This is a genomic window from Bradyrhizobium sp. R2.2-H, assembly GCF_004346455.1.
Classification (GTDB): Bacteria; Pseudomonadota; Alphaproteobacteria; order Rhizobiales; family Xanthobacteraceae; genus Bradyrhizobium; species Bradyrhizobium diversitatis.
Map to the genome: position 1 here is coordinate 70929 of NZ_SMBR01000020.1, position 17635 is coordinate 88563.

Below are 17635 nucleotides of genomic sequence, written 5' to 3' on the forward strand. Positions count from 1 at the left end.
TTAAAATACCCTGCCGGGTATAACTAACAATTGGGATCTCCTACATGACCTCGCTCGACAGCTTCAAATGCAAAAAGACCCTCAAGGTCGGCGCCAAGACCTATGTGTATTACAGCCTGCCCACGGCCGAGAAGAATGGTCTGAAGGGAATTTCGAAACTTCCCTATTCGATGAAGGTCCTGCTCGAGAACCTCCTGCGCAACGAGGACGGCCGCTCGGTCAAGAAGGACGACATCGTCGCGGTGTCGAAATGGCTGCGCAAGAAGTCGCTGGAGCATGAGATCGCCTTCCGTCCCGCCCGCGTCCTGATGCAGGACTTCACCGGCGTGCCCGCGGTGGTCGACCTCGCTGCGATGCGCAACGCGATGCAGAAGCTCGGCGGCGATGCCGAGAAGATCAACCCGCTGGTCCCCGTCGATCTCGTCATCGACCACTCCGTGATCGTGAACTTCTTCGGCGACAACAAGGCCTTCGGCAAGAACGTCACCGAGGAATACAAGCAGAACCAGGAGCGCTACGAGTTCCTGAAGTGGGGCCAGAAGGCCTTCTCGAACTTCTCCGTCGTGCCGCCCGGCACCGGCATCTGCCACCAGGTCAACCTCGAATATCTGGCCCAGACGGTCTGGACCAAGAAGGAGAAGATGACCGTCGGCAAGAAGACCGGCACCTTCGAGGTGGCTTATCCCGACTCGCTCGTCGGCACTGATTCGCACACCACCATGGTCAACGGTCTGGCCGTGCTCGGCTGGGGCGTCGGCGGCATCGAGGCGGAAGCCTGCATGCTCGGCCAGCCGCTGTCGATGCTGCTGCCCAACGTCGTCGGCTTCAAGCTGAAGGGCGCGCTGAAGGAAGGCGTCACCGCCACCGACCTCGTGCTCACCGTGACGCAGATGCTGCGCAAGCTCGGCGTGGTCGGCAAGTTCGTCGAGTTCTTCGGCCCGGGCCTCGACCATCTCTCGGTCGCGGACAAGGCCACCATCGCCAACATGGCACCCGAATATGGCGCGACCTGCGGCTTCTTCCCGGTCGATGCCGCCGCGCTCGATTATCTCAAGACCTCCGGCCGTGCCTCGGCCCGCGTCGCGCTGGTGCAGGCCTATGCCAAGGCCCAGGGCCTGTTCCGCACCGCCAAGTCGCCCGATCCCGTGTTCACGGAAACGCTGACCCTCGACCTCGGCGACGTCGTGCCGTCATTGGCCGGCCCGAAGCGGCCCGAAGGCCGCATCGCGCTGCCCACGGTCGCGGACGGCTTTTCGCTCGCACTCGCCAGCGAGTACAAGAAGGCCGAGGAGCCGGCGAAGCGCTTTACGGTCGAAGGCAAGAACTTCGATCTCGGTCATGGCGATGTGGTGATCGCGGCCATCACCTCCTGCACCAACACCTCGAACCCGAGCGTTCTGATCGGCGCCGGCCTGCTCGCCCGCAATGCGGTGAAGAAGGGCCTGAAGGCCAAGCCCTGGGTGAAGACCTCGCTCGCCCCGGGCAGCCAGGTGGTTGCGGAATATCTCGCGAATTCCGGCCTTCAGGCTGATCTCGACAAGGTCGGCTTCAACCTGGTCGGCTTCGGCTGCACAACCTGCATCGGCAATTCCGGCCCGCTGCCGGAGGAGATCTCGAAATCGATCAACGACAACGGCATCGTCGCGGCCGCCGTGCTCTCCGGCAACCGCAACTTCGAAGGCCGCGTCTCGCCGGACGTGCAGGCGAACTACCTGGCCTCGCCGCCGCTGGTCGTCGCCTACGCGCTTGCCGGCAGCGTCACCAAGAACCTCGCCGCCGAGCCGCTCGGCGAGGGCAAGGACGGCAAGCCGGTGTACCTGAAGGACATCTGGCCGACGACGAAGGAGATCAACGCCTTCATGAAGAAGTTCGTGACCGCGTCGATCTTCAAGAAGAAGTATGCCGACGTGTTCAAGGGCGATACCAACTGGCGCAAGATCAAGACGGTCGAGAGCGAGACCTACCGCTGGAACATGTCCTCGACCTATGTGCAGAACCCGCCTTATTTCGACGGCATGAAGAAGGAGCCGGAGCCGGTCACCGACATCGTCGAGGCGCGCATCCTCGCCATGTTCGGCGACAAGATCACCACCGACCACATCTCGCCGGCCGGTTCGATCAAGCTGACCTCGCCCGCCGGCAAGTATCTCAGCGAGCACCAGGTGCGTCCGGCCGACTTCAATCAGTACGGCACGCGCCGCGGCAACCATGAAGTGATGATGCGCGGCACCTTCGCCAACATCCGCATCAAGAACTTCATGCTGAAGGGCGCCGACGGCAACATTCCGGAAGGCGGCCTGACCAAGCACTGGCCCGACGGCGAGCAGATGTCGATCTACGACGCCGCGATGAAGTACCAGCAGGAGCAGGTGCCGCTGGTGGTGTTCGCCGGCGCCGAATACGGCAACGGCTCCTCGCGCGACTGGGCGGCGAAGGGCACGCGTCTGCTCGGCGTGCGCGCCGTGATCTGCCAGAGCTTCGAGCGCATCCACCGCTCCAATCTGGTTGGCATGGGCGTACTGCCGCTGACCTTCGAGGAAGGCACCTCGTGGTCGTCGCTGGGCCTGAAGGGCGACGAGAAGGTCACGCTGCGTGGCCTCGTCGGCGACCTCAAGCCGCGCCAGAAGCTGACCGCTGAGATCGTCTCCGGCGACGGTTCGCTGCAGCGCGTTTCGCTGCTCTGCCGCATCGATACGCTGGACGAGCTCGACTACTACCGCAACGGCGGCATCCTGCACTACGTGCTGCGCAAGCTCGCGGCGTAAGCGCGGATTTGTGAACGATGGCTCACTGCGAAGTGAGTAGAAGCCCAAACGAAGGCGGCCTATCAAAGGCCGCCTTCGCGCGTTTGCGGTACGTTTCAGATGGGCCCGCCCGGCGGAAAACCTTCCTTTGGACGGTTGGCTGGACGGACGAATGTACCGCGCCCCGTAAGACTACGGTGACCATCCGGCGATAAGATTCCTCTTCCCACGAGCAATGGTGTGCGGCGTTCGACATGACGACAATGACGGCTTCTCATCCGATTTCGCGCTGGTCCAATGCCCTCTGGACGGGAGCTCTCGGCATCTGCGCGATCGTCGCCGTCATCCGCCCCGCGCACGCTGATCCCCGCGCCGTTGTCGAATTGTTCACCTCGCAGGGCTGCTCCTCCTGCCCGCCCGCCGACCAGATCATCGGCGATCTCTCGAAAGACCCGTCGATCATCGCGTTGAGCATGCCGATCGACTATTGGGACTATCTCGGCTGGAAAGACACGCTGGCGGACTCGCGCTTCTCTGCACGGCAGCGTGCCTATTCGCGCATGCGTGGCGACCGCGAGGTCTACACGCCGCAGGCCGTCGTCAACGGCTCCACGCATGTCATCGGCAGCGATCGCGCCGGCATCGAGAATGCGATCGGCAAGACCGACAAGGGCAGTGGCGTGATGAGCGTGCCGGTGAGGATGTCACTGTCGGGCAAGCACATCAACGTCTCGGTGGCCGAAAGCAAGGAGCCCGCGGTCTCGCACGGCGAGGTCTGGATCTGCTCGATCGCCAAGTCGGTGCCGATCGCGATCACCCGCGGAGAGAATCGCGGACAGCAGGTCACCTATCACAACGTGGTACGCAACCTGCTCAAGGTCGGCGACTGGACCGGCCGTCCGGAAAGCTGGTCGGTGCCGATCGAGAACCTCACGCGCGATGGCGTCGACGGCGCGGTGGTCTATGTCCAGGACGGCAGCCGGGAGAAGCCCGGCCCGATGCTGGGTGCGGCGTACACGTCGCTGCATTGATATTTTTCTAGCGTCGCACTCTGCTCTCGACTCTCACGGTGAGGAGCGCGCCCTTACGCGCGACGGACGGTGCTGCGCATCGCCGCGAGAAACCATGAAAGGCCCCGCTGATGCAGTTCGGCCTTCATCCTTCGACGCCGCGCGAAGAGCGCGGCCCTCAGGATGAGGGGAGAGAGTCGTCGCCCGGATTTTCGGAGAGAGGCCGCGCCGGACACATCCCGACACAAACAAAAAAGGACCAACTTGCGTTGGCCCTCCTTGCCGTGCGTACAGACCCGATCCTGTTCGACCCCGGGGGGCTGGGGGCTGAGGAATCCGGAACCGAAAGGACCGGGTCAACGCACGGGACTCTATATCGCAGTGCAGGGCGGCGGGCGGTGGGCGGAAAAGCGGCGATACTATGATTCCTGCTAACGATCCCGTGACGGTTTGCCGCGATAAAGTTCCACTCCTGCGTGTGCCCTGACTCGCAGCCGATTCGGTGGGTTGAGCCCCTTGCGGCGCCGAACGGTTGGCGCAATCATGCAATTGTCATGAGCGCGGTTCCGGGGACGGTCTTCGCGGACGCGGTCATGGCATGCGATGAGGAGGCGCTTCCCATGAGCCTGATGTCGGAGGATGCCGATCCGAGCGAGCAGCGCGCGGCGGCGCGCCCCGCCGCTGGGAATGCGCAGCCGAACCGGGTGACGTTCAACCGGCTCGAGCTGCACCGGATTCTCAATCTCTACGGCCGCATGGTCGCCGACGGCGAATGGCGCGACTACGCCATCGACTTCCTGAAGGACCGCGCCGTGTTCTCGGTCTATCGCCGCGCCTCGGAAGTGCCGATCTATCGCATCGAGAAGGACCCGCGGCTCGCGCGCAAGCAGGGCATGTACAGCGTGATCTCGGCGACCGGGCTGATCCTGCGCCGCGGCCATGAGCTCGAGCGGGTATTGCTGGTGATCGATCGGAAGCTGGCGGTGGTGTGACGACCTTCGATCGTCATTCCGGGGCGCGACGAAGTCGCGAACTCCGGCGCGCAGTTGCGCGCCTGAGAATCCCGGTCCGCGTTCGCAAACAACTTCTGGATTCCGGGTTCGATGCTGCGCATCGCCCGGAATGACGGATAAACCTACGTCCCCGGCACCGTGCTTGCGCCCTCGCCGAGCTCCCGCTGCATCATCACCGTGTCCAGCCAGCGACCGAATTTCAGCCCGACATTGGGATGCGTGCCGATCATCTTGAAGCCGCACCTGGTGTGCAGGCCAATCGATCCGGCGTTGGCGGAATCGCCGATCACCGCGATCATCTGGCGAAAACCGCGCGCCTCGCATTCGGTGATCAGCCGTTCCAGCAGCAGCGAGCCGACACCGCGGCGGTGGAAGGAGGGATCGAGATAGATCGAGTTCTCCACCGTGAAGCGGTAGGCCGGCCGCGGCCGGTAGGCGCCGGCATAGGCGTAGCCGGCAATGCTGCCGTCGAGCATGGCGACGAAATAGGGATAGCCGCCGTCGATCAGCGTGCGGTAGCGACGCGTCATCTCGGCGAGGTCGGGCGGCTCTAGCTCGAACGTCGCCGTGCCCTCGCGGACGGCCTGCTGGTAGATGGCGGTGATGGCGGGAAGGTCGGCCTCGGTGGTGGGCCTGATTTCGGGTGCGGACATGGCGCGGAGATTAGAAGCTTCGCGAGGCCGCTGGAAGAGGACTCGGCGCATGCACACTCGTCATTGCTAGCGTAACCTCCTCCGCCGTCATTCCCCGCGAAGGCGGGGAATCCAGTACGCCGCGGCCTCTCGGTCATCACGACGGCCTCTGGAATACTGGATCGCCCGCCTTCGCGGGCGATGACACCCGATGCGTGGCTGCTACCGCGGCCCAAACAAAAACCCCGGCCTCTCGGCCGGGGCTCGTGTCCGTCTCTCGTCTCAGAGCTTACTCGCGCTGGCCGAGCAGCTGCAGCAGCAGCGTGAACAGGTTGATGAAGTTCAGGTACAGCGACAGCGCGCCGGTGATGGCCGCACGCTCTGCGATGTCACCGCCGGCCGAGGCGTAGCCGTAGATGTAGTCGTTCTTCAGCCGCTGCGTATCCCAGGCGGTGAGGCCCGAGAACACCAGCACGCCGACCACCGACACGATGAACTGCAGCATCGAGCTGGCCAGGAACAGGTTCACCAGGCTGGCGAGGACGACGCCGATCAGGCCCATGAACAGGAACGAGCCCATCCCGGTGAGGTCACGCTTGGTGGTGTAGCCGTAGAGGCTCAGCGCACCGAAGGTCGCCGCGGTGATGAAGAACACCCGCACGATCGAGGTGTGCGTGAACACCAGGAAGATCGACGACAGCGAGATGCCCATCAGCGCCGAGAACACCCAGAACAGGATCTGGGCGGTCGAGGGGGCGAGACGGTTGATGCCCGCCGAGATCACGAACACCATCGCGAGCGGCGCCAGCATGAACAGCCACTTCAGGGGGCTGACGAACATGGCGTAGCCGAACGGCGTCAGGAACAGCTTGCCGACGCGGACCGCCTCCGGGGTCGCAACGTCGGTCACGGCGGCCATGTAGACGCCGAGGGCGGCAAGGCCAGTGATGGCCAGGCCAATCGTCATGTAGTTGTAGATGCGCAGCATGTAGGCGCGCAGGCCGGCATCGACCGTCGCGGCGTCAACACGCCCGGCGGCCCTGCCGAAAGGAGAAGCGTAGTTACGGTCTAGGTCCGACATGGTCGAAATCCCGCTGGTTGGCCGGTCCGGCATGAGGGTCGCCATGCCGCCGGTTCGTCAAATTCTATCTCGGATACCGATGCCAGCCGACTAAATTCTGGCTAACAATCGGGACTCCGAACCCATTCGATATGTGGGAAACTAACACATTCGCTGCAACCGTCCACGCGCGGCCGAATGTCGCCCTCACCCACAATCCAGACGAGCAGTCGTGGTTAATCGCAGGAATCGTGCGATTCCGCTCCCGTGCGGCGACCCGCTACATTTTGTCACAAATTCCGCAACACCGTCGCGGGCTTTTTGTTCAGTGCCAGCAGCGTGCCGGCGAGTCCGAGCCCGACGGTGACCACGAGGGCGGCCGCGACCACGCTGGCCGCGCTGCCGGCCTGCCAGACGAAGCTCAGCGTCATCAGCCGCGTCACGATCATCCAGGCCGCGATGCTGCCGGCGATCACGCCGAACACCGCGGTGGCGAGCCCGATCAACAGGTATTCGAGGGCATAGGCGCCGAGCAGCCGCAGCCGCGTCGCGCCCAGGGTCTTCAGGATCACCGCATCGTAGACCCGGTGGCGGTGGCCGGCTGCGAGCGCCCCGCCCAGCACCAGGATCGCTGAGATCAGGGTGACGGCACTGGCGCCGCGGATCGCCAGCGCCAGGTTGGTCACCACCGAGCCGACCGTCTCCATCACCTCGCGCACGCGCACGCTCGTCACCATCGGATAGGCGTCGGCCACCTGCTTGATGATCTTGCCGTCGCCCGCGGCATTGCCGCCGGCCTCGGTCAGCGTTGCGATATGGGTATGTGGGGCGCCCTTGAAGGCGTTCGGCGAGAAGACGAGGACGAAGTTGATGCCGAGCCCTTGCCAGTCGATGGTGCGCAGATTGCCGATTCTCGCCGGGATGTCGCGGCCGAGCACGTTGACCACGATCTCGTCGCCGAGCTTGAGGCCGAGTCCGTCGGCGATCTTCTTCTCCATCGAGACCAGCGGCGGCCCGGAATAATCGGCGCTCCACCATTCACCCTCGACCACCTTGGAACCTTTCGGCAGGTCGCCGGTGTAGGTCAGGCCGCGGTCGCTCTGCAGCACCCATTCGGAATCGGTGGTCGGCTTGAGTTCTTCGGCGCGGACGCCGCGCGCGGCGACGATGCGCCCGCGCAGCATCGGCACATCCTCGACCTTCGCGCCGGGCGCGATCTGGCGCAGATACAGGTCGAACTGCTCGGCCTGAGCGCTCGGAATGTCGATGAAGAAAAAGGATGGCGCCTGATCGGGCAGAGCTGCGAGGAACTGCCGGCGCAGATTGCCGTCGATCTGGGTGATGGTGACGAGCACGGCGAGGCCGAGCCCCAGCGACAGCACGACCGAGGGCGTCAGCGCGCCGGGCCGGTGGATGTTGGCGATCGCAAGCCGCAGCATCGGCAGCCGCGTCCGCGGCAGCCGCCGCGCGATCGTCATCAGCAGGGCGGCGATGCCGCGCAGCAGGGCGAACACGACGACCGAAGAGGCGACGAATACCGCGGCGATGCGCTTGTCGAAGGAGAGGCCGATCACGACCGCGATGAGCAGGGCGATCACGAGCCCCATGAACAGGAGATAGCCCAGGCGCGGCCGGTGCCATTCCGAGCTGATGGTGTCGCGGAACAGCGCGGCGACCGGCACGTCGTGCACGCGGCCAAGCGGCCACAGGCCGAAGGCCAGCGCGGTCAAGAGGCCGTAGACGAAGGACAGCGCGAGCTCGTCGGCATGCACGGCCGGCACCACGGGCAGCGGGAGCAGCTTGCCGAACAGGCCGACGATCGCAAACGGCATGGCGGCGCCGAGCACGAGGCCGATCACCGAGCCGATGCAAGCGAGCAGCATGACCTGCGCAAGATAGATGCCGAAGACGTCGCGCCCGGTGGCGCCGACGGCCTTGAGGGCCGCGATCACCTCGAGCCGGCGGTCGATATGGCTCTTCACGGCATTGGCGACGCCGACGCCGCCGACGAGAAGGGCGGCGAGGCCGACCAGGGTCAGGAACTGCGTGAAGCGGCTGATGTTGCGCTCGAGCTGCGGCGAGGCATTGGAGCGGCTGCGGATCTCCCAGCCGGCCTGCGGCGCGGCGTTGCGGGCGTCCGCGATGAAGGCTTCGGTGGCGCGCTCGCTGTTCGCGGCATCGGGCAGCTTGACCCGGTAGACCCAGCGCACCAGGCTGCCGGGCTGGATCAGGCCGGTGGCGCGCAAGGCCGCCTCGCTGATCAGGAAGCGCGGCCCGAAGCCGATGCCGCCGGCGAGCTTGTCGGGCTCGGCCTCGACCGTCGAGCGGATCTGGAAGGTCGCCGAGCCGATGGTGACGCGGTCGCCGGTCCTCAGCGAGAGCCGCGCCAGCAGCGTCGGATCGGCGGCGGCGCCGAACGCGCCGTCACGCTCCGCGAACAGGTCGGACATCGGCAGGGGCGGCGTCAGCGTCAGCTGTCCCAGCAACGGATAGGTGTCGTCGACCGCCTTCATCTCGACCAGCGCCAGCTTGCCGTCGGTCGTGCGCGCCATGCCGCGCAAGGTCGCCGCCGTCGACAGCGTGCCGCGCGAGCGCAGGAAGGCGACCTCTTCGGGCTTGGCCTCGCGCTGGAACAATACGAAGGAGACGTCGCCGCCGAGCAGCGTGCGGCCTTCGCGCGCGAGGCCGTCGGAGAGGCTCGCGGACACCGAGCCGACGCCGGCGATCGCCATCACGCCGAGCGCGATGCAGGCGATGAAGACATAGAAGCCGCGCAGGCCCCCGCGCAATTCGCGTAAGGCATAGCGCAGCGACAGCGCGACGCCGCCCGGCCTCGCGAATGGTTCGACCGCCGCGCTCATGCCGGCGCAGACTGCGTGTCGATGCGCCCCGAGCGCAGGCGGATGACGCGATCGCAGCGATGCGCGAGCGAGGAATCGTGCGTGACCAGCACCAGGGTCATGCCGCGCTCGGCGTGCTTGCTGAACAGCAGATCGACGATCTGCTTTCCGGTTGTCTCGTCGAGATTGCCGGTCGGCTCGTCGGCGACGAGGATCGCGGGATCGGGCGCCAGCGCGCGCGCGAGCGCAACGCGCTGCTGCTCGCCGCCGGAGAGCTGCGTCGGATAGTGATGCAGGCGGTCGCCGAGCCCGACGGATTGCAGCTCCTGTGCCGCGCGCCGCGCGGCATCGGGATTGCCGGCCAGCTCGAGCGGCACGGCGACGTTCTCCAGCGCCGTCATGGTCGGAATCAGGTGGAAGGACTGGAAGACGATGCCGACCTGGCGGCCGCGGAAGCGGGCCAGCGCGTCCTCGTCGAGGGCATTGAAAGGCGTGCCTGAGACCACCACCTCTCCGCTATCAGGACGCTCCAGCCCCGCCATCACCATCAGCAGCGTGGATTTGCCCGAGCCTGACGGGCCGATCAGGCCGATCGTCTGGCCCGAGGCGACCCGCAGGCTGATATCCTTGAGGATGTGAACGCGTGCCGCGCCCGTGCCCAATGAGAGATTGACGTTGGAGATGGCGATGGTGTCCGCGGCGGTAGCGGCGAGCGAAGAGGGGTCGATGCGAGTGTCCATGGTCCGGTCATATGGCAACTTCGATAGCGCGGTCGAGGGGCGTTACGGATTGTTCATGCACATAGCCGTGTTGATGCTCGCTTTGATGACGATCGCGCCCCCCGCCTGGGCGGAAGCCGCAAAGCCGATCAGACTCGTCGTTCTCGGCGATTCCCTCAGCGCCGGTCTCGGCCTCCCGGCCCAGGAGGCGTTCCCCCAGAAGCTGAAAAAAGCTTTGCAGGCCAAAGGCATAGAGGTCGACATGATCAATGCCGGGGTGTCCGGCGACACCTCCTCCGGCGGCCGCGACCGGCTCGACTGGTCGGTGCCCGATGGAACCGATGGCGTCATCGTCGAGCTCGGCGCCAACGATGCGTTGCGCGGCATCGATCCCGACCTGACGCGCGCCGCGCTAACCGACATCATCCAGCGGCTCAAGGCGCGCAACATCGCGGTGATGCTCTGCGGCATGCTGGCGCCGCCGAATTACGGCGCCGACTATGCCGCGCGCTTCAATTCGATTTATCCGGATCTGGCGAAAAAATTCGACGTGCCGCTCTATCCGTTCTTCCTCGAAGGCGTTGCCGCCGACGCCAGGCTCAACCAGGCCGACGGCATTCATCCGACGGCTGAAGGCGTCGACATCATCGTCGGCAACATCATGCCCACCGTGGAGGCATTTCTTGGCACGATCGCTGAGCAGCGGCGTTGAAAAGCAGGCAGCGCTAACCCTAATTCCCAGGGTTTTACCGGAGTGAGGCGAGCGATGCTTCGCAGAGTCACACAACTGCGATAGGAATCAGGGTACCGGTGATTCGTCGCCGGCTCTAATTTGGATATGGTCCTTGCCTTAAGGGCTGTACCCAAGCATCGGGAGTGCGAAACGATGCCGCGTTTGTTCACGGGTCTGGAAATTCCGGCCGAGATCGGCCAGTCGCTTTCCAACTTGAGGGGCGGCCTCCCCGGCGCCCGCTGGATCGATCCCGAAAATTATCACGTCACCTTGCGCTTCATCGGCGATATCGACGGCGTCTCCGCCAACGAGATCGCCTCCTTGCTGTTTCGCGTCGACCGCAAGCCGTTCGAGGTGAAGGTGCAGGGGCTCACGAGCTTCGGCGGCCGCAAGCCGCGCGCGGTGGTCGCCACCATCGCGCCGAGCAAGCCCCTGATGGAATTGCAGGCCGAGCTCGAACGCATGATGCAGCGGATCGGCCTTGATCCGGAAGGGCGCAAGTTCATCCCGCATGTGACGCTGGCGCGCCTGCACGACGCCTCCGACCGCGACGTCGCCGACTATCTGTCGCTGCGCGGCTACTTCCCGAGCAAGGCATTCATGGCCGAGCGCTTCGTGCTGTTCTCGTCGCGCGCATCGACGGGCGGCGGACCGTATGTGGTCGAGGACGCCTACGAGCTGTGTGAGTAGGCCCAACTCGGCGGCATTACCGCGGCAGCGCCGCGCCTGCTCGCCTGATGCCGGTCTTTGCGAAGTCCTCACCTTTGAACAGCAAGGGTTCGCCGCGGGTCATAGCCAGCGCATAAGAGAAGCAATCACCGTAGTTGAGCGACGCGGCGTGTCGTTCCTTTCCGTAGCGCCGCCAGGCCCGCCGCGCTGCATCGGCTTGCGCGGCATCGACGGCAACGATCTCCGCGCCCATCTTGACGAGCCAGAGATCGAATTCACGCCCGCCTGCTTCCCCAAGCCGCGTCTCGATCACCATCGTCGCTTCAACCACAGTCGCTGCAGAGATCAAACGGATCGGATCGTCTACAATCAAGCGTTCAATATCGCCTGCATCGGCTTCGTTCAGAGCGATTGCCACGATCGCCGACGTATCGATCACCATCAGCGTGGCAATCCATGCTCGTCATATCCGAGAATTTCCTCCGGCGTGCGGTCGTCCACGACGCGCATTTCGCTCCAGCGCCGCCTGATTTCGGCCAGATCTTCGAGCAGCGCGTCCTTGCTCGTTTGAGCATTGAGCCGGCGCAATCGCTCCTCGATGGCGCGCCTCGTCGCGGTCGTGATGTTCTCGCCAGTCAATTGCGCCAGACGCCGCGCCAACTGCTCAGTTTCGGGGTCCTTGATGCTCAGCGCCATATCGCGGCTCCTTGGTTCCTGAATAGGTATATTCTACCTCGGAGCGCTGCAAGTTCCATTTGGACGACGGACCCGCGCCCCGCCATATGGGAGTTTCTGCCGGAGAAGGGCGCGCATAAGCCGTTGCGACAATACGCGGTTGCAATTTCCGCCGGTCTCTGGCGGTAAAGGGCCATGCTCTCGACCCCCAGTTCCCCCTTCAGCGAAGCCTATCAGGCCCAGATCGCCTCCGGCGCGATCGAGCCGGACGCTGCGCAGGCCGAGGTCGCCGAGGCCTATGCGGCGCTGGACCTGCGGCTTGCGAATTACAGCCCCAAGCGCAAGCAGGGCCTGCTCAGCCGCCTGTTCGGCGGTGGTGACAGGGACGATGTGCCGCGCGGGCTCTACATCCATGGCGAGGTCGGCCGCGGCAAGACCATGCTGATGGATCTGTTCTTCCAGCACTCCGATGTCGAGCACAAGCGCCGCGCGCATTTCCACGAATTCATGGCCGACGTGCATGAGCGCATCTACGACTACCGCCAGAGCATCGCGCGCGGCGAGATCGCCGACGCCGACGTCATCGCGCTGACCGCGAACGCGATCTTCGAGGAGAGCTGGCTGCTCTGCTTCGACGAATTCCACGTCACCGACATCGCGGACGCGATGATCCTGGGGCGCCTGTTCGCGAAATTGTTCGAGCTCGGCACCGTGGTGGTCGCGACCTCCAACGTCGCGCCCGACGATCTCTACAAAGGCGGCCTGAATCGGTCGTTGTTCCTGCCCTTCATCAAGCAGATCACCGACCACATGGACGTCGCGCGACTCGATGCGCGCACCGACTTCCGGCTCGAAAAGCTCCAGGGCGTGCCGATGTGGCTGACGCCGGCCGACGGCGATGCGGACGCCGCGCTCGACCGCGCCTGGGCCAAGATGACCGGCAACGCCAAATGCAAGTCGCGCGACATCACCATCAAGGGCCGTACCTTGCACGTGCCGTGCTCGGCCCACGGCGTGGCGCGGTTCACCTTCGCCGATCTCTGCGAGAAGCCGCTCGGCGCATCGGATTACCTCAGGCTAGCGCACGACTACCACACCATCCTGGTCGATCATATTCCAGTGATGGACGTCTCCCAGCGCAACGCCGCCAAGCGTTTCATCACGCTGATCGACACGCTCTATGACAATGCGGTGAAGCTGATGGCCTCGGCCGACGCCAACCCGATCTCGCTGTACCTCGCCCATGAGGGCGTCGAGGCCATGGAGTTCAAGCGGACCGCCTCGCGTCTGATCGAGATGAGCTCGGAATCCTATCTGGCGCTGGCTCACGGCCGCAAGGATTCCACCGCCAGCGGGTCGACCAAGGGCCTGGTCGAGACTTAAGTCCTATCCACGCCGTCATTCCGGGATGCGCCGACAGGCGCAGGCCCGGAATCCATTGCGCCACGAACTCTGCCGTCCGATGGATTCCGGGTTCGTGCTCCGCTCGCCCCGGAATGACAGGGCTGCGTGCCCGTGGCCGCGCCAAGCCCGACAATTGGGCATTCGGCGACTTGAACGGGGGAGGCGAAAGGGATAACCACCCGTCTCAGTTTTCCCCTCCTTACGTGTCTAAAGGACAGGTTCACATGGCGCGCGACAAGATTGCTTTGATTGGCTCCGGTCAGATCGGCGGAACGCTGGCTCATCTCATCGGCCTGAAAGAGCTGGGCGACGTGGTGATGTTCGACATCGCCGAGGGCGTGCCGCAGGGCAAGGCGCTCGACATCGCGCAATCTTCGCCGGTCGACGGCTTCGACGCACACTACAGCGGCGCGAATTCCTACGAGGCACTCGACAACGCCAAGGTCTGCATCGTGACCGCCGGCGTGCCGCGCAAGCCCGGCATGAGCCGCGACGACCTCCTCTCCATCAACCTCAAGGTCATGGAGCAGGTCGGCGCCGGCATCAAGAAGTACGCGCCCGACGCCTTCGTCATCTGCATCACCAACCCGCTCGACGCCATGGTCTGGGCGCTGCAGAAGGCCTCGGGCCTGCCGCACAAGAAGGTCGTCGGCATGGCCGGCGTGCTGGATTCGGCCCGCTTCCGCTACTTCCTGGCGGACGAGTTCAACGTCTCGGTCGAGGACGTCACCGCCTTCGTGCTCGGCGGCCATGGCGACACCATGGTGCCGCTGGTGAAGTACTCCACCGTCGCCGGTATCCCGCTGCCCGACCTCGTCAAGATGGGCTGGACCTCGCAGGCGCGCCTCGACGAGATCGTCGACCGCACCCGTAACGGCGGCGCCGAGATCGTCAACCTGCTCAAGACCGGCTCGGCCTTCTATGCCCCGGCCGCGTCCGCGATCGCGATGGCCGAGAGCTATCTCAAGGACAAGAAGCGCGTGCTGCCCTGCGCCGCCTATCTCAACGGCGAGTACAGCGTGAAGGACATGTATGTCGGCGTCCCCGTCGTGATCGGGTCCAAGGGCGTCGAGCGCGTGGTCGAGATCGAGCTCGCCGGCAAGGACCGCGAGGCCTTCGACAAGTCGGTCGGCGCCGTGCAGGGCCTGGTCGATGCCTGCAAGAAGATCGCCCCCGATCTTCTCGGCCGCTAAGCCGCAAGCAATACCCCGCCGAAGATCGAAACCCGGTCTTCGGCGGTTTCACTTCCGGAGCCCGGCTGACTGACTTGTCGAAGGCTGGCGGGTTCCGGCGCAGTCCAGATCTCGAAGTCAAAGAATCCAGGTTGCAGTTCCTGTGGTATATGGTATGCCAGCCACAAGACTGAGGTGGGCCCATGAGGTCACCGCCCGCGGGTTCAGGGAGCGACCATATGAATATCCATGAATATCAGGCCAAAGCGCTGCTGGGCGAGTTCGGCGTGCCGATCTCCAAGGGCGTCCCGGTCCTCAAAGTCGCCGACGCTGAAGCTGCGGCCAAGGCGCTGCCTGGCCCGGTCTGGGTGGTGAAGAGCCAGATCCATGCCGGCGGCCGCGGCAAGGGCAAGTTCAAGGAAGCCTCTGCCGGCGACAAGGGCGGTGTCCGCATCGCCAAGTCGGCCGCCGAGGTCGCCGAATTCGCCAAGCAGATGCTGGGCGCGACGCTGGTGACCGTGCAGACCGGCCCGGCCGGCAAGCAGGTCAACCGCCTCTACGTCGAAGACGGCTCCGACATCGACAAGGAGTTCTACCTCTCGATCCTGGTCGACCGCGAGACCTCGCGCGTCTCCTTCGTCGTGTCGACCGAGGGCGGTGTCAACATCGAGGACGTCGCGCACAACACGCCCGAGAAGATCGTCACCTTCTCGGTCGATCCCGCCACCGGCATCATGGGCCATCACGGCCGCACCGTCGCCAACGCGCTGAAGCTCTCCGGCGATCTCGCCAAGCAGGCCGAGAAGCTCACCGCGCAGCTCTACGCCGCCTTCGTCGCCAAGGACATGTCGATGCTGGAGATCAACCCGCTGGTGGTGACCAGGCAGGGCCAGCTCCGCGTGCTCGACGCCAAGGTGTCGTTCGACGACAACGCGCTGTTCCGTCACCCCGAGGTGCTCGCGCTGCGCGACGAGACCGAGGAAGACGCCAAGGAAATCGAGGCGTCCAAGTACGACCTCAACTACGTCACGCTCGACGGCAACATCGGCTGCATGGTCAACGGCGCCGGACTTGCCATGGCGACGATGGACATCATCAAGCTCTACGGCATGTCGCCGGCCAACTTCCTCGACGTCGGCGGCAGCGCCAGCAAGGAGAAGGTCGCGGCCGCCTTCAAGATCATCACCGCGGATCCCAACGTGAAGGGCATCCTGGTCAACATCTTCGGCGGCATCATGAAGTGCGACGTGATTGCCGAGGGCGTCACGGCGGCGGTTCGCGAGGTCGGCCTCAACGTGCCGCTGGTGGTTCGCCTCGAAGGCACCAATGTCGAGCTCGGCAAGAAGATCATCGATGAATCCGGGCTGAACGTCGTTGCGGGCGACAATCTCGACGATTCCGCGCAGAAGATCGTGAAGGCCGTCAAGGGAGGCTAAGGCCATGGCCCAGGACCATCTCGCCGCATCATCTCCGCTTCCCGAGCACGCGCGTCTCGCCGCGTTCGCCGGCGAATGGAATGGCGAAGAGATGGTCTTCCCGTCGCGCTGGACCGAGGGCGGGCCGGCGACCTCTCGCGTCGTCGCCCGCATGGACCTCAACGGGTTCTACTTGATCCAGGACTCGGTTCAGATGCGCGACGGCAAACAGGTCTTCGCCACTCACGGCATCTTCACCTACGATCGTGACGACCGGACCTACAAATTGTTCTGGTACGACTCGCTCGGCTACACGCCGCCCTCGCCCGCCTCGGGCGGGTGGGCCGGCAACACCCTCACGCTGGTGCGCGGCTCGCTCCGCGGCAATGCGCGCCACGTCTACGAGATCATCGACGACGATTCCTATTCGTTGAAGATCCAGTTCTCGCCGGACGCGGAAGGCTGGGCCGACGTCCTCACCGGCGTCTACCGCCGCATCCACTGACCTCTCACTCGTTAGTTCGCGAAAGCAGACCTCATGTCCATCCTGATCGACAAGAACACCAAGGTCATCTGCCAGGGCTTCACCGGCAAGAACGGCACCTTTCATTCCGAGGCTGCGATCGCCTACGGCACCAAGATGGTCGGCGGCACTTCGCCCGGCAAAGGCGGCTCGACGCATCTGGGCCTGCCGGTGTTCGACACCGTGCGCGAGGCGCGTGAGAAGACCGGTGCCGATGCGTCGGTGATCTACGTGCCGCCGCCGGGCGCGGCGGACGCGATCTGCGAAGCCATCGACGCCGAGATCCCGCTGATCGTCTGCATCACCGAGGGCATTCCTGTTCTCGACATGGTGCGGGTGAAGCGTTCGCTGGCCGGCTCCAAGTCGCGCCTGATCGGGCCGAACTGCCCCGGCGTCATGACCGCCGGCGAGTGCAAGATCGGCATCATGCCGGCCAACATCTTCAAGACCGGCTCGGTGGGCATCGTCTCCCGCTCGGGCACGCTGACCTATGAGGCCGTGTTCCAGACCTCCCAGGAAGGCCTCGGCCAGACCACCGCGGTCGGCATCGGTGGCGACCCGGTCAAGGGCACCGAGTTCATCGACGTGCTGGAGATGCTGCTCGCCGATCCCAAGACCGAATCGATCATCATGATCGGCGAGATCGGCGGTTCCGCCGAGGAGGACGCCGCCCAGTTCCTCAAGGACGAGGCCAAGCGCGGTCGCAAGAAGCCGATGGTCGGTTTCATCGCCGGTGTCACCGCCCCTCCCGGCCGCCGCATGGGCCATGCCGGCGCGATCATCTCGGGCGGCAAGGGCGATGCCGGTTCCAAGACCGAAGCAATGAAATCGGCTGGGATTACAGTGTCCCCGTCGCCCGCGCGCCTCGGCCATACGCTTGCCGAAAAGTTGAAAGGCTAATTCACTCCTTCGTGCTTTTCCGGGCGAAGTTTCGCAGCAAATAGGGTAAAGGGTGCCTGTCGCGCCGAGCCTCTGCCGGGGAGCTCGGCGCCAGCGCCGTTTGTTATGCGCGAACCGAAATCGCCA

General features: G+C 64.8%; 16 protein-coding genes. 10 read left to right on the plus strand and 6 right to left on the minus strand.

The genetic code is table 11. The features are described 5' to 3' along the window. The first annotated feature begins 44 nt into the window (after positions 1-44). The 3 genes from acnA (at position 45) to EDE08_RS34890 (ending at position 4746) form a co-directional block, all read left to right on the plus strand. Positions 45-2765, plus strand: coding sequence for an aconitate hydratase AcnA (gene acnA / locus EDE08_RS34880; protein WP_131874157.1), 2721 nt, complete (start codon positions 45-47; stop codon positions 2763-2765). 233 nt (positions 2766-2998) lie between these two features. Further along, entirely contained in the window at positions 2999-3775 is a 777-nt protein-coding gene (locus tag EDE08_RS34885) for a DUF1223 domain-containing protein (RefSeq protein ID WP_131874155.1), read from the plus strand. A 599-nt stretch (positions 3776-4374) separates the two neighbouring features. Beyond that, entirely contained in the window at positions 4375-4746 is a 372-nt protein-coding gene (locus EDE08_RS34890; protein ID WP_131874153.1) for a DUF2794 domain-containing protein, read from the plus strand. A 143-nt stretch (positions 4747-4889) separates the two neighbouring features. Here the strand turns inward: EDE08_RS34890 and EDE08_RS34895 are convergent, their stop codons facing one another. The 4 genes from EDE08_RS34895 to EDE08_RS34910 all read right to left on the minus strand — a co-directional run bounded on the left by EDE08_RS34895 (position 4890) and on the right by EDE08_RS34910 (position 10039). Beyond that, positions 4890-5420, minus strand: a complete 531-nt coding sequence (locus tag EDE08_RS34895; RefSeq protein WP_131874151.1) for a GNAT family N-acetyltransferase — start codon at positions 5418-5420, stop codon at positions 4890-4892. A gap of 268 nt (positions 5421-5688) precedes the next feature. Next, positions 5689-6480: a Bax inhibitor-1/YccA family protein gene (locus EDE08_RS34900; RefSeq protein ID WP_061880287.1), complete on the minus strand. Its 792-nt coding sequence runs from the start codon at positions 6478-6480 to the stop codon at positions 5689-5691. A 269-nt stretch (positions 6481-6749) separates the two neighbouring features. Next, a complete protein-coding gene (locus EDE08_RS34905; RefSeq protein WP_131874146.1) occupies positions 6750-9320 on the minus strand; it encodes an ABC transporter permease in 2571 nt (856 codons plus the stop codon). Further along, entirely contained in the window at positions 9317-10039 is a 723-nt protein-coding gene (locus EDE08_RS34910) for an ABC transporter ATP-binding protein (protein WP_131874144.1), read from the minus strand. The genes EDE08_RS34905 and EDE08_RS34910 overlap by 4 nt, the downstream gene beginning before the upstream one ends. Positions 10040-10094: 55 nt before the next feature. Between EDE08_RS34910 and EDE08_RS34915 the strand changes: the two genes are divergently transcribed. Both EDE08_RS34915 and thpR read left to right on the plus strand, forming a co-directional pair. Then, positions 10095-10730, plus strand: coding sequence for an arylesterase (locus EDE08_RS34915; RefSeq protein ID WP_165936337.1), 636 nt, complete (start codon positions 10095-10097; stop codon positions 10728-10730). Between the two features lie 174 nt (positions 10731-10904). Further along, a complete protein-coding gene (gene thpR / locus EDE08_RS34920; protein WP_131874140.1) occupies positions 10905-11441 on the plus strand; it encodes an RNA 2',3'-cyclic phosphodiesterase in 537 nt (178 codons plus the stop codon). Between the two features lie 16 nt (positions 11442-11457). Here the strand turns inward: thpR and EDE08_RS34925 are convergent, their stop codons facing one another. Both EDE08_RS34925 and EDE08_RS34930 read right to left on the minus strand, forming a co-directional pair. Continuing rightward, positions 11458-11862, minus strand: coding sequence for a type II toxin-antitoxin system VapC family toxin (locus EDE08_RS34925; RefSeq protein ID WP_131874138.1), 405 nt, complete (start codon positions 11860-11862; stop codon positions 11458-11460). After that, positions 11862-12116, minus strand: a complete 255-nt coding sequence (locus EDE08_RS34930; protein ID WP_131874136.1) for a type II toxin-antitoxin system VapB family antitoxin — start codon at positions 12114-12116, stop codon at positions 11862-11864. Before EDE08_RS34930 ends, EDE08_RS34925 begins: the two co-directional genes overlap by 1 nt. 174 nt (positions 12117-12290) lie before the next feature. Between EDE08_RS34930 and zapE the strand changes: the two genes are divergently transcribed. The 5 genes from zapE (at position 12291) to sucD (ending at position 17509) form a co-directional block, all read left to right on the plus strand. Then, positions 12291-13478: a cell division protein ZapE gene (gene zapE, locus EDE08_RS34935; protein WP_061880192.1), complete on the plus strand. Its 1188-nt coding sequence runs from the start codon at positions 12291-12293 to the stop codon at positions 13476-13478. A 245-nt stretch (positions 13479-13723) separates the two neighbouring features. After that, positions 13724-14692, plus strand: a complete 969-nt coding sequence (gene mdh / locus EDE08_RS34940; protein ID WP_028177733.1) for a malate dehydrogenase — start codon at positions 13724-13726, stop codon at positions 14690-14692. Between the two features lie 218 nt (positions 14693-14910). Beyond that, on the plus strand, positions 14911-16107 hold the full coding sequence (sucC, locus tag EDE08_RS34945; RefSeq protein WP_131874134.1) for an ADP-forming succinate--CoA ligase subunit beta: 1197 nt from the start codon (positions 14911-14913) through the stop codon (positions 16105-16107). A 4-nt stretch (positions 16108-16111) separates the two neighbouring features. Next, entirely contained in the window at positions 16112-16591 is a 480-nt protein-coding gene (locus EDE08_RS34950; protein WP_131874132.1) for a DUF1579 family protein, read from the plus strand. 33 nt (positions 16592-16624) lie between these two features. Continuing rightward, positions 16625-17509, plus strand: coding sequence for a succinate--CoA ligase subunit alpha (gene sucD / locus EDE08_RS34955; protein ID WP_028177730.1), 885 nt, complete (start codon positions 16625-16627; stop codon positions 17507-17509). Positions 17510-17635: the final 126 nt, after the last annotated feature.

What these genes read in the sequence shown, in the direction of transcription:
- sucC (WP_131874134.1), top strand. Translation starts at nt 14,911, where the DNA reads ATGAATATCCATGAATATCAGGCCAAAGCGCTGCTGGGCGAGTTCGGC.
- sucD (WP_028177730.1), top strand. Translation starts at nt 16,625, where the DNA reads ATGTCCATCCTGATCGACAAGAACACCAAGGTCATCTGCCAGGGCTTC.
- EDE08_RS34905 (WP_131874146.1), bottom strand. Translation starts at nt 9,320, where the DNA reads ATGAGCGCGGCGGTCGAACCATTCGCGAGGCCGGGCGGCGTCGCGCTG.
- EDE08_RS34930 (WP_131874136.1), bottom strand. Translation starts at nt 12,116, where the DNA reads ATGGCGCTGAGCATCAAGGACCCCGAAACTGAGCAGTTGGCGCGGCGT.
- mdh (WP_028177733.1), top strand. Translation starts at nt 13,724, where the DNA reads ATGGCGCGCGACAAGATTGCTTTGATTGGCTCCGGTCAGATCGGCGGA.
- zapE (WP_061880192.1), top strand. Translation starts at nt 12,291, where the DNA reads ATGCTCTCGACCCCCAGTTCCCCCTTCAGCGAAGCCTATCAGGCCCAG.
- EDE08_RS34925 (WP_131874138.1), bottom strand. Translation starts at nt 11,862, where the DNA reads ATGGTGATCGATACGTCGGCGATCGTGGCAATCGCTCTGAACGAAGCC.
- thpR (WP_131874140.1), top strand. Translation starts at nt 10,905, where the DNA reads ATGCCGCGTTTGTTCACGGGTCTGGAAATTCCGGCCGAGATCGGCCAG.
- EDE08_RS34915 (WP_165936337.1), top strand. Translation starts at nt 10,095, where the DNA reads ATGCACATAGCCGTGTTGATGCTCGCTTTGATGACGATCGCGCCCCCC.
- EDE08_RS34950 (WP_131874132.1), top strand. Translation starts at nt 16,112, where the DNA reads ATGGCCCAGGACCATCTCGCCGCATCATCTCCGCTTCCCGAGCACGCG.
- acnA (WP_131874157.1), top strand. Translation starts at nt 45, where the DNA reads ATGACCTCGCTCGACAGCTTCAAATGCAAAAAGACCCTCAAGGTCGGC.
- EDE08_RS34885 (WP_131874155.1), top strand. Translation starts at nt 2,999, where the DNA reads ATGACGACAATGACGGCTTCTCATCCGATTTCGCGCTGGTCCAATGCC.
- EDE08_RS34910 (WP_131874144.1), bottom strand. Translation starts at nt 10,039, where the DNA reads ATGGACACTCGCATCGACCCCTCTTCGCTCGCCGCTACCGCCGCGGAC.
- EDE08_RS34890 (WP_131874153.1), top strand. Translation starts at nt 4,375, where the DNA reads ATGAGCCTGATGTCGGAGGATGCCGATCCGAGCGAGCAGCGCGCGGCG.
- EDE08_RS34900 (WP_061880287.1), bottom strand. Translation starts at nt 6,480, where the DNA reads ATGTCGGACCTAGACCGTAACTACGCTTCTCCTTTCGGCAGGGCCGCC.
- EDE08_RS34895 (WP_131874151.1), bottom strand. Translation starts at nt 5,420, where the DNA reads ATGTCCGCACCCGAAATCAGGCCCACCACCGAGGCCGACCTTCCCGCC.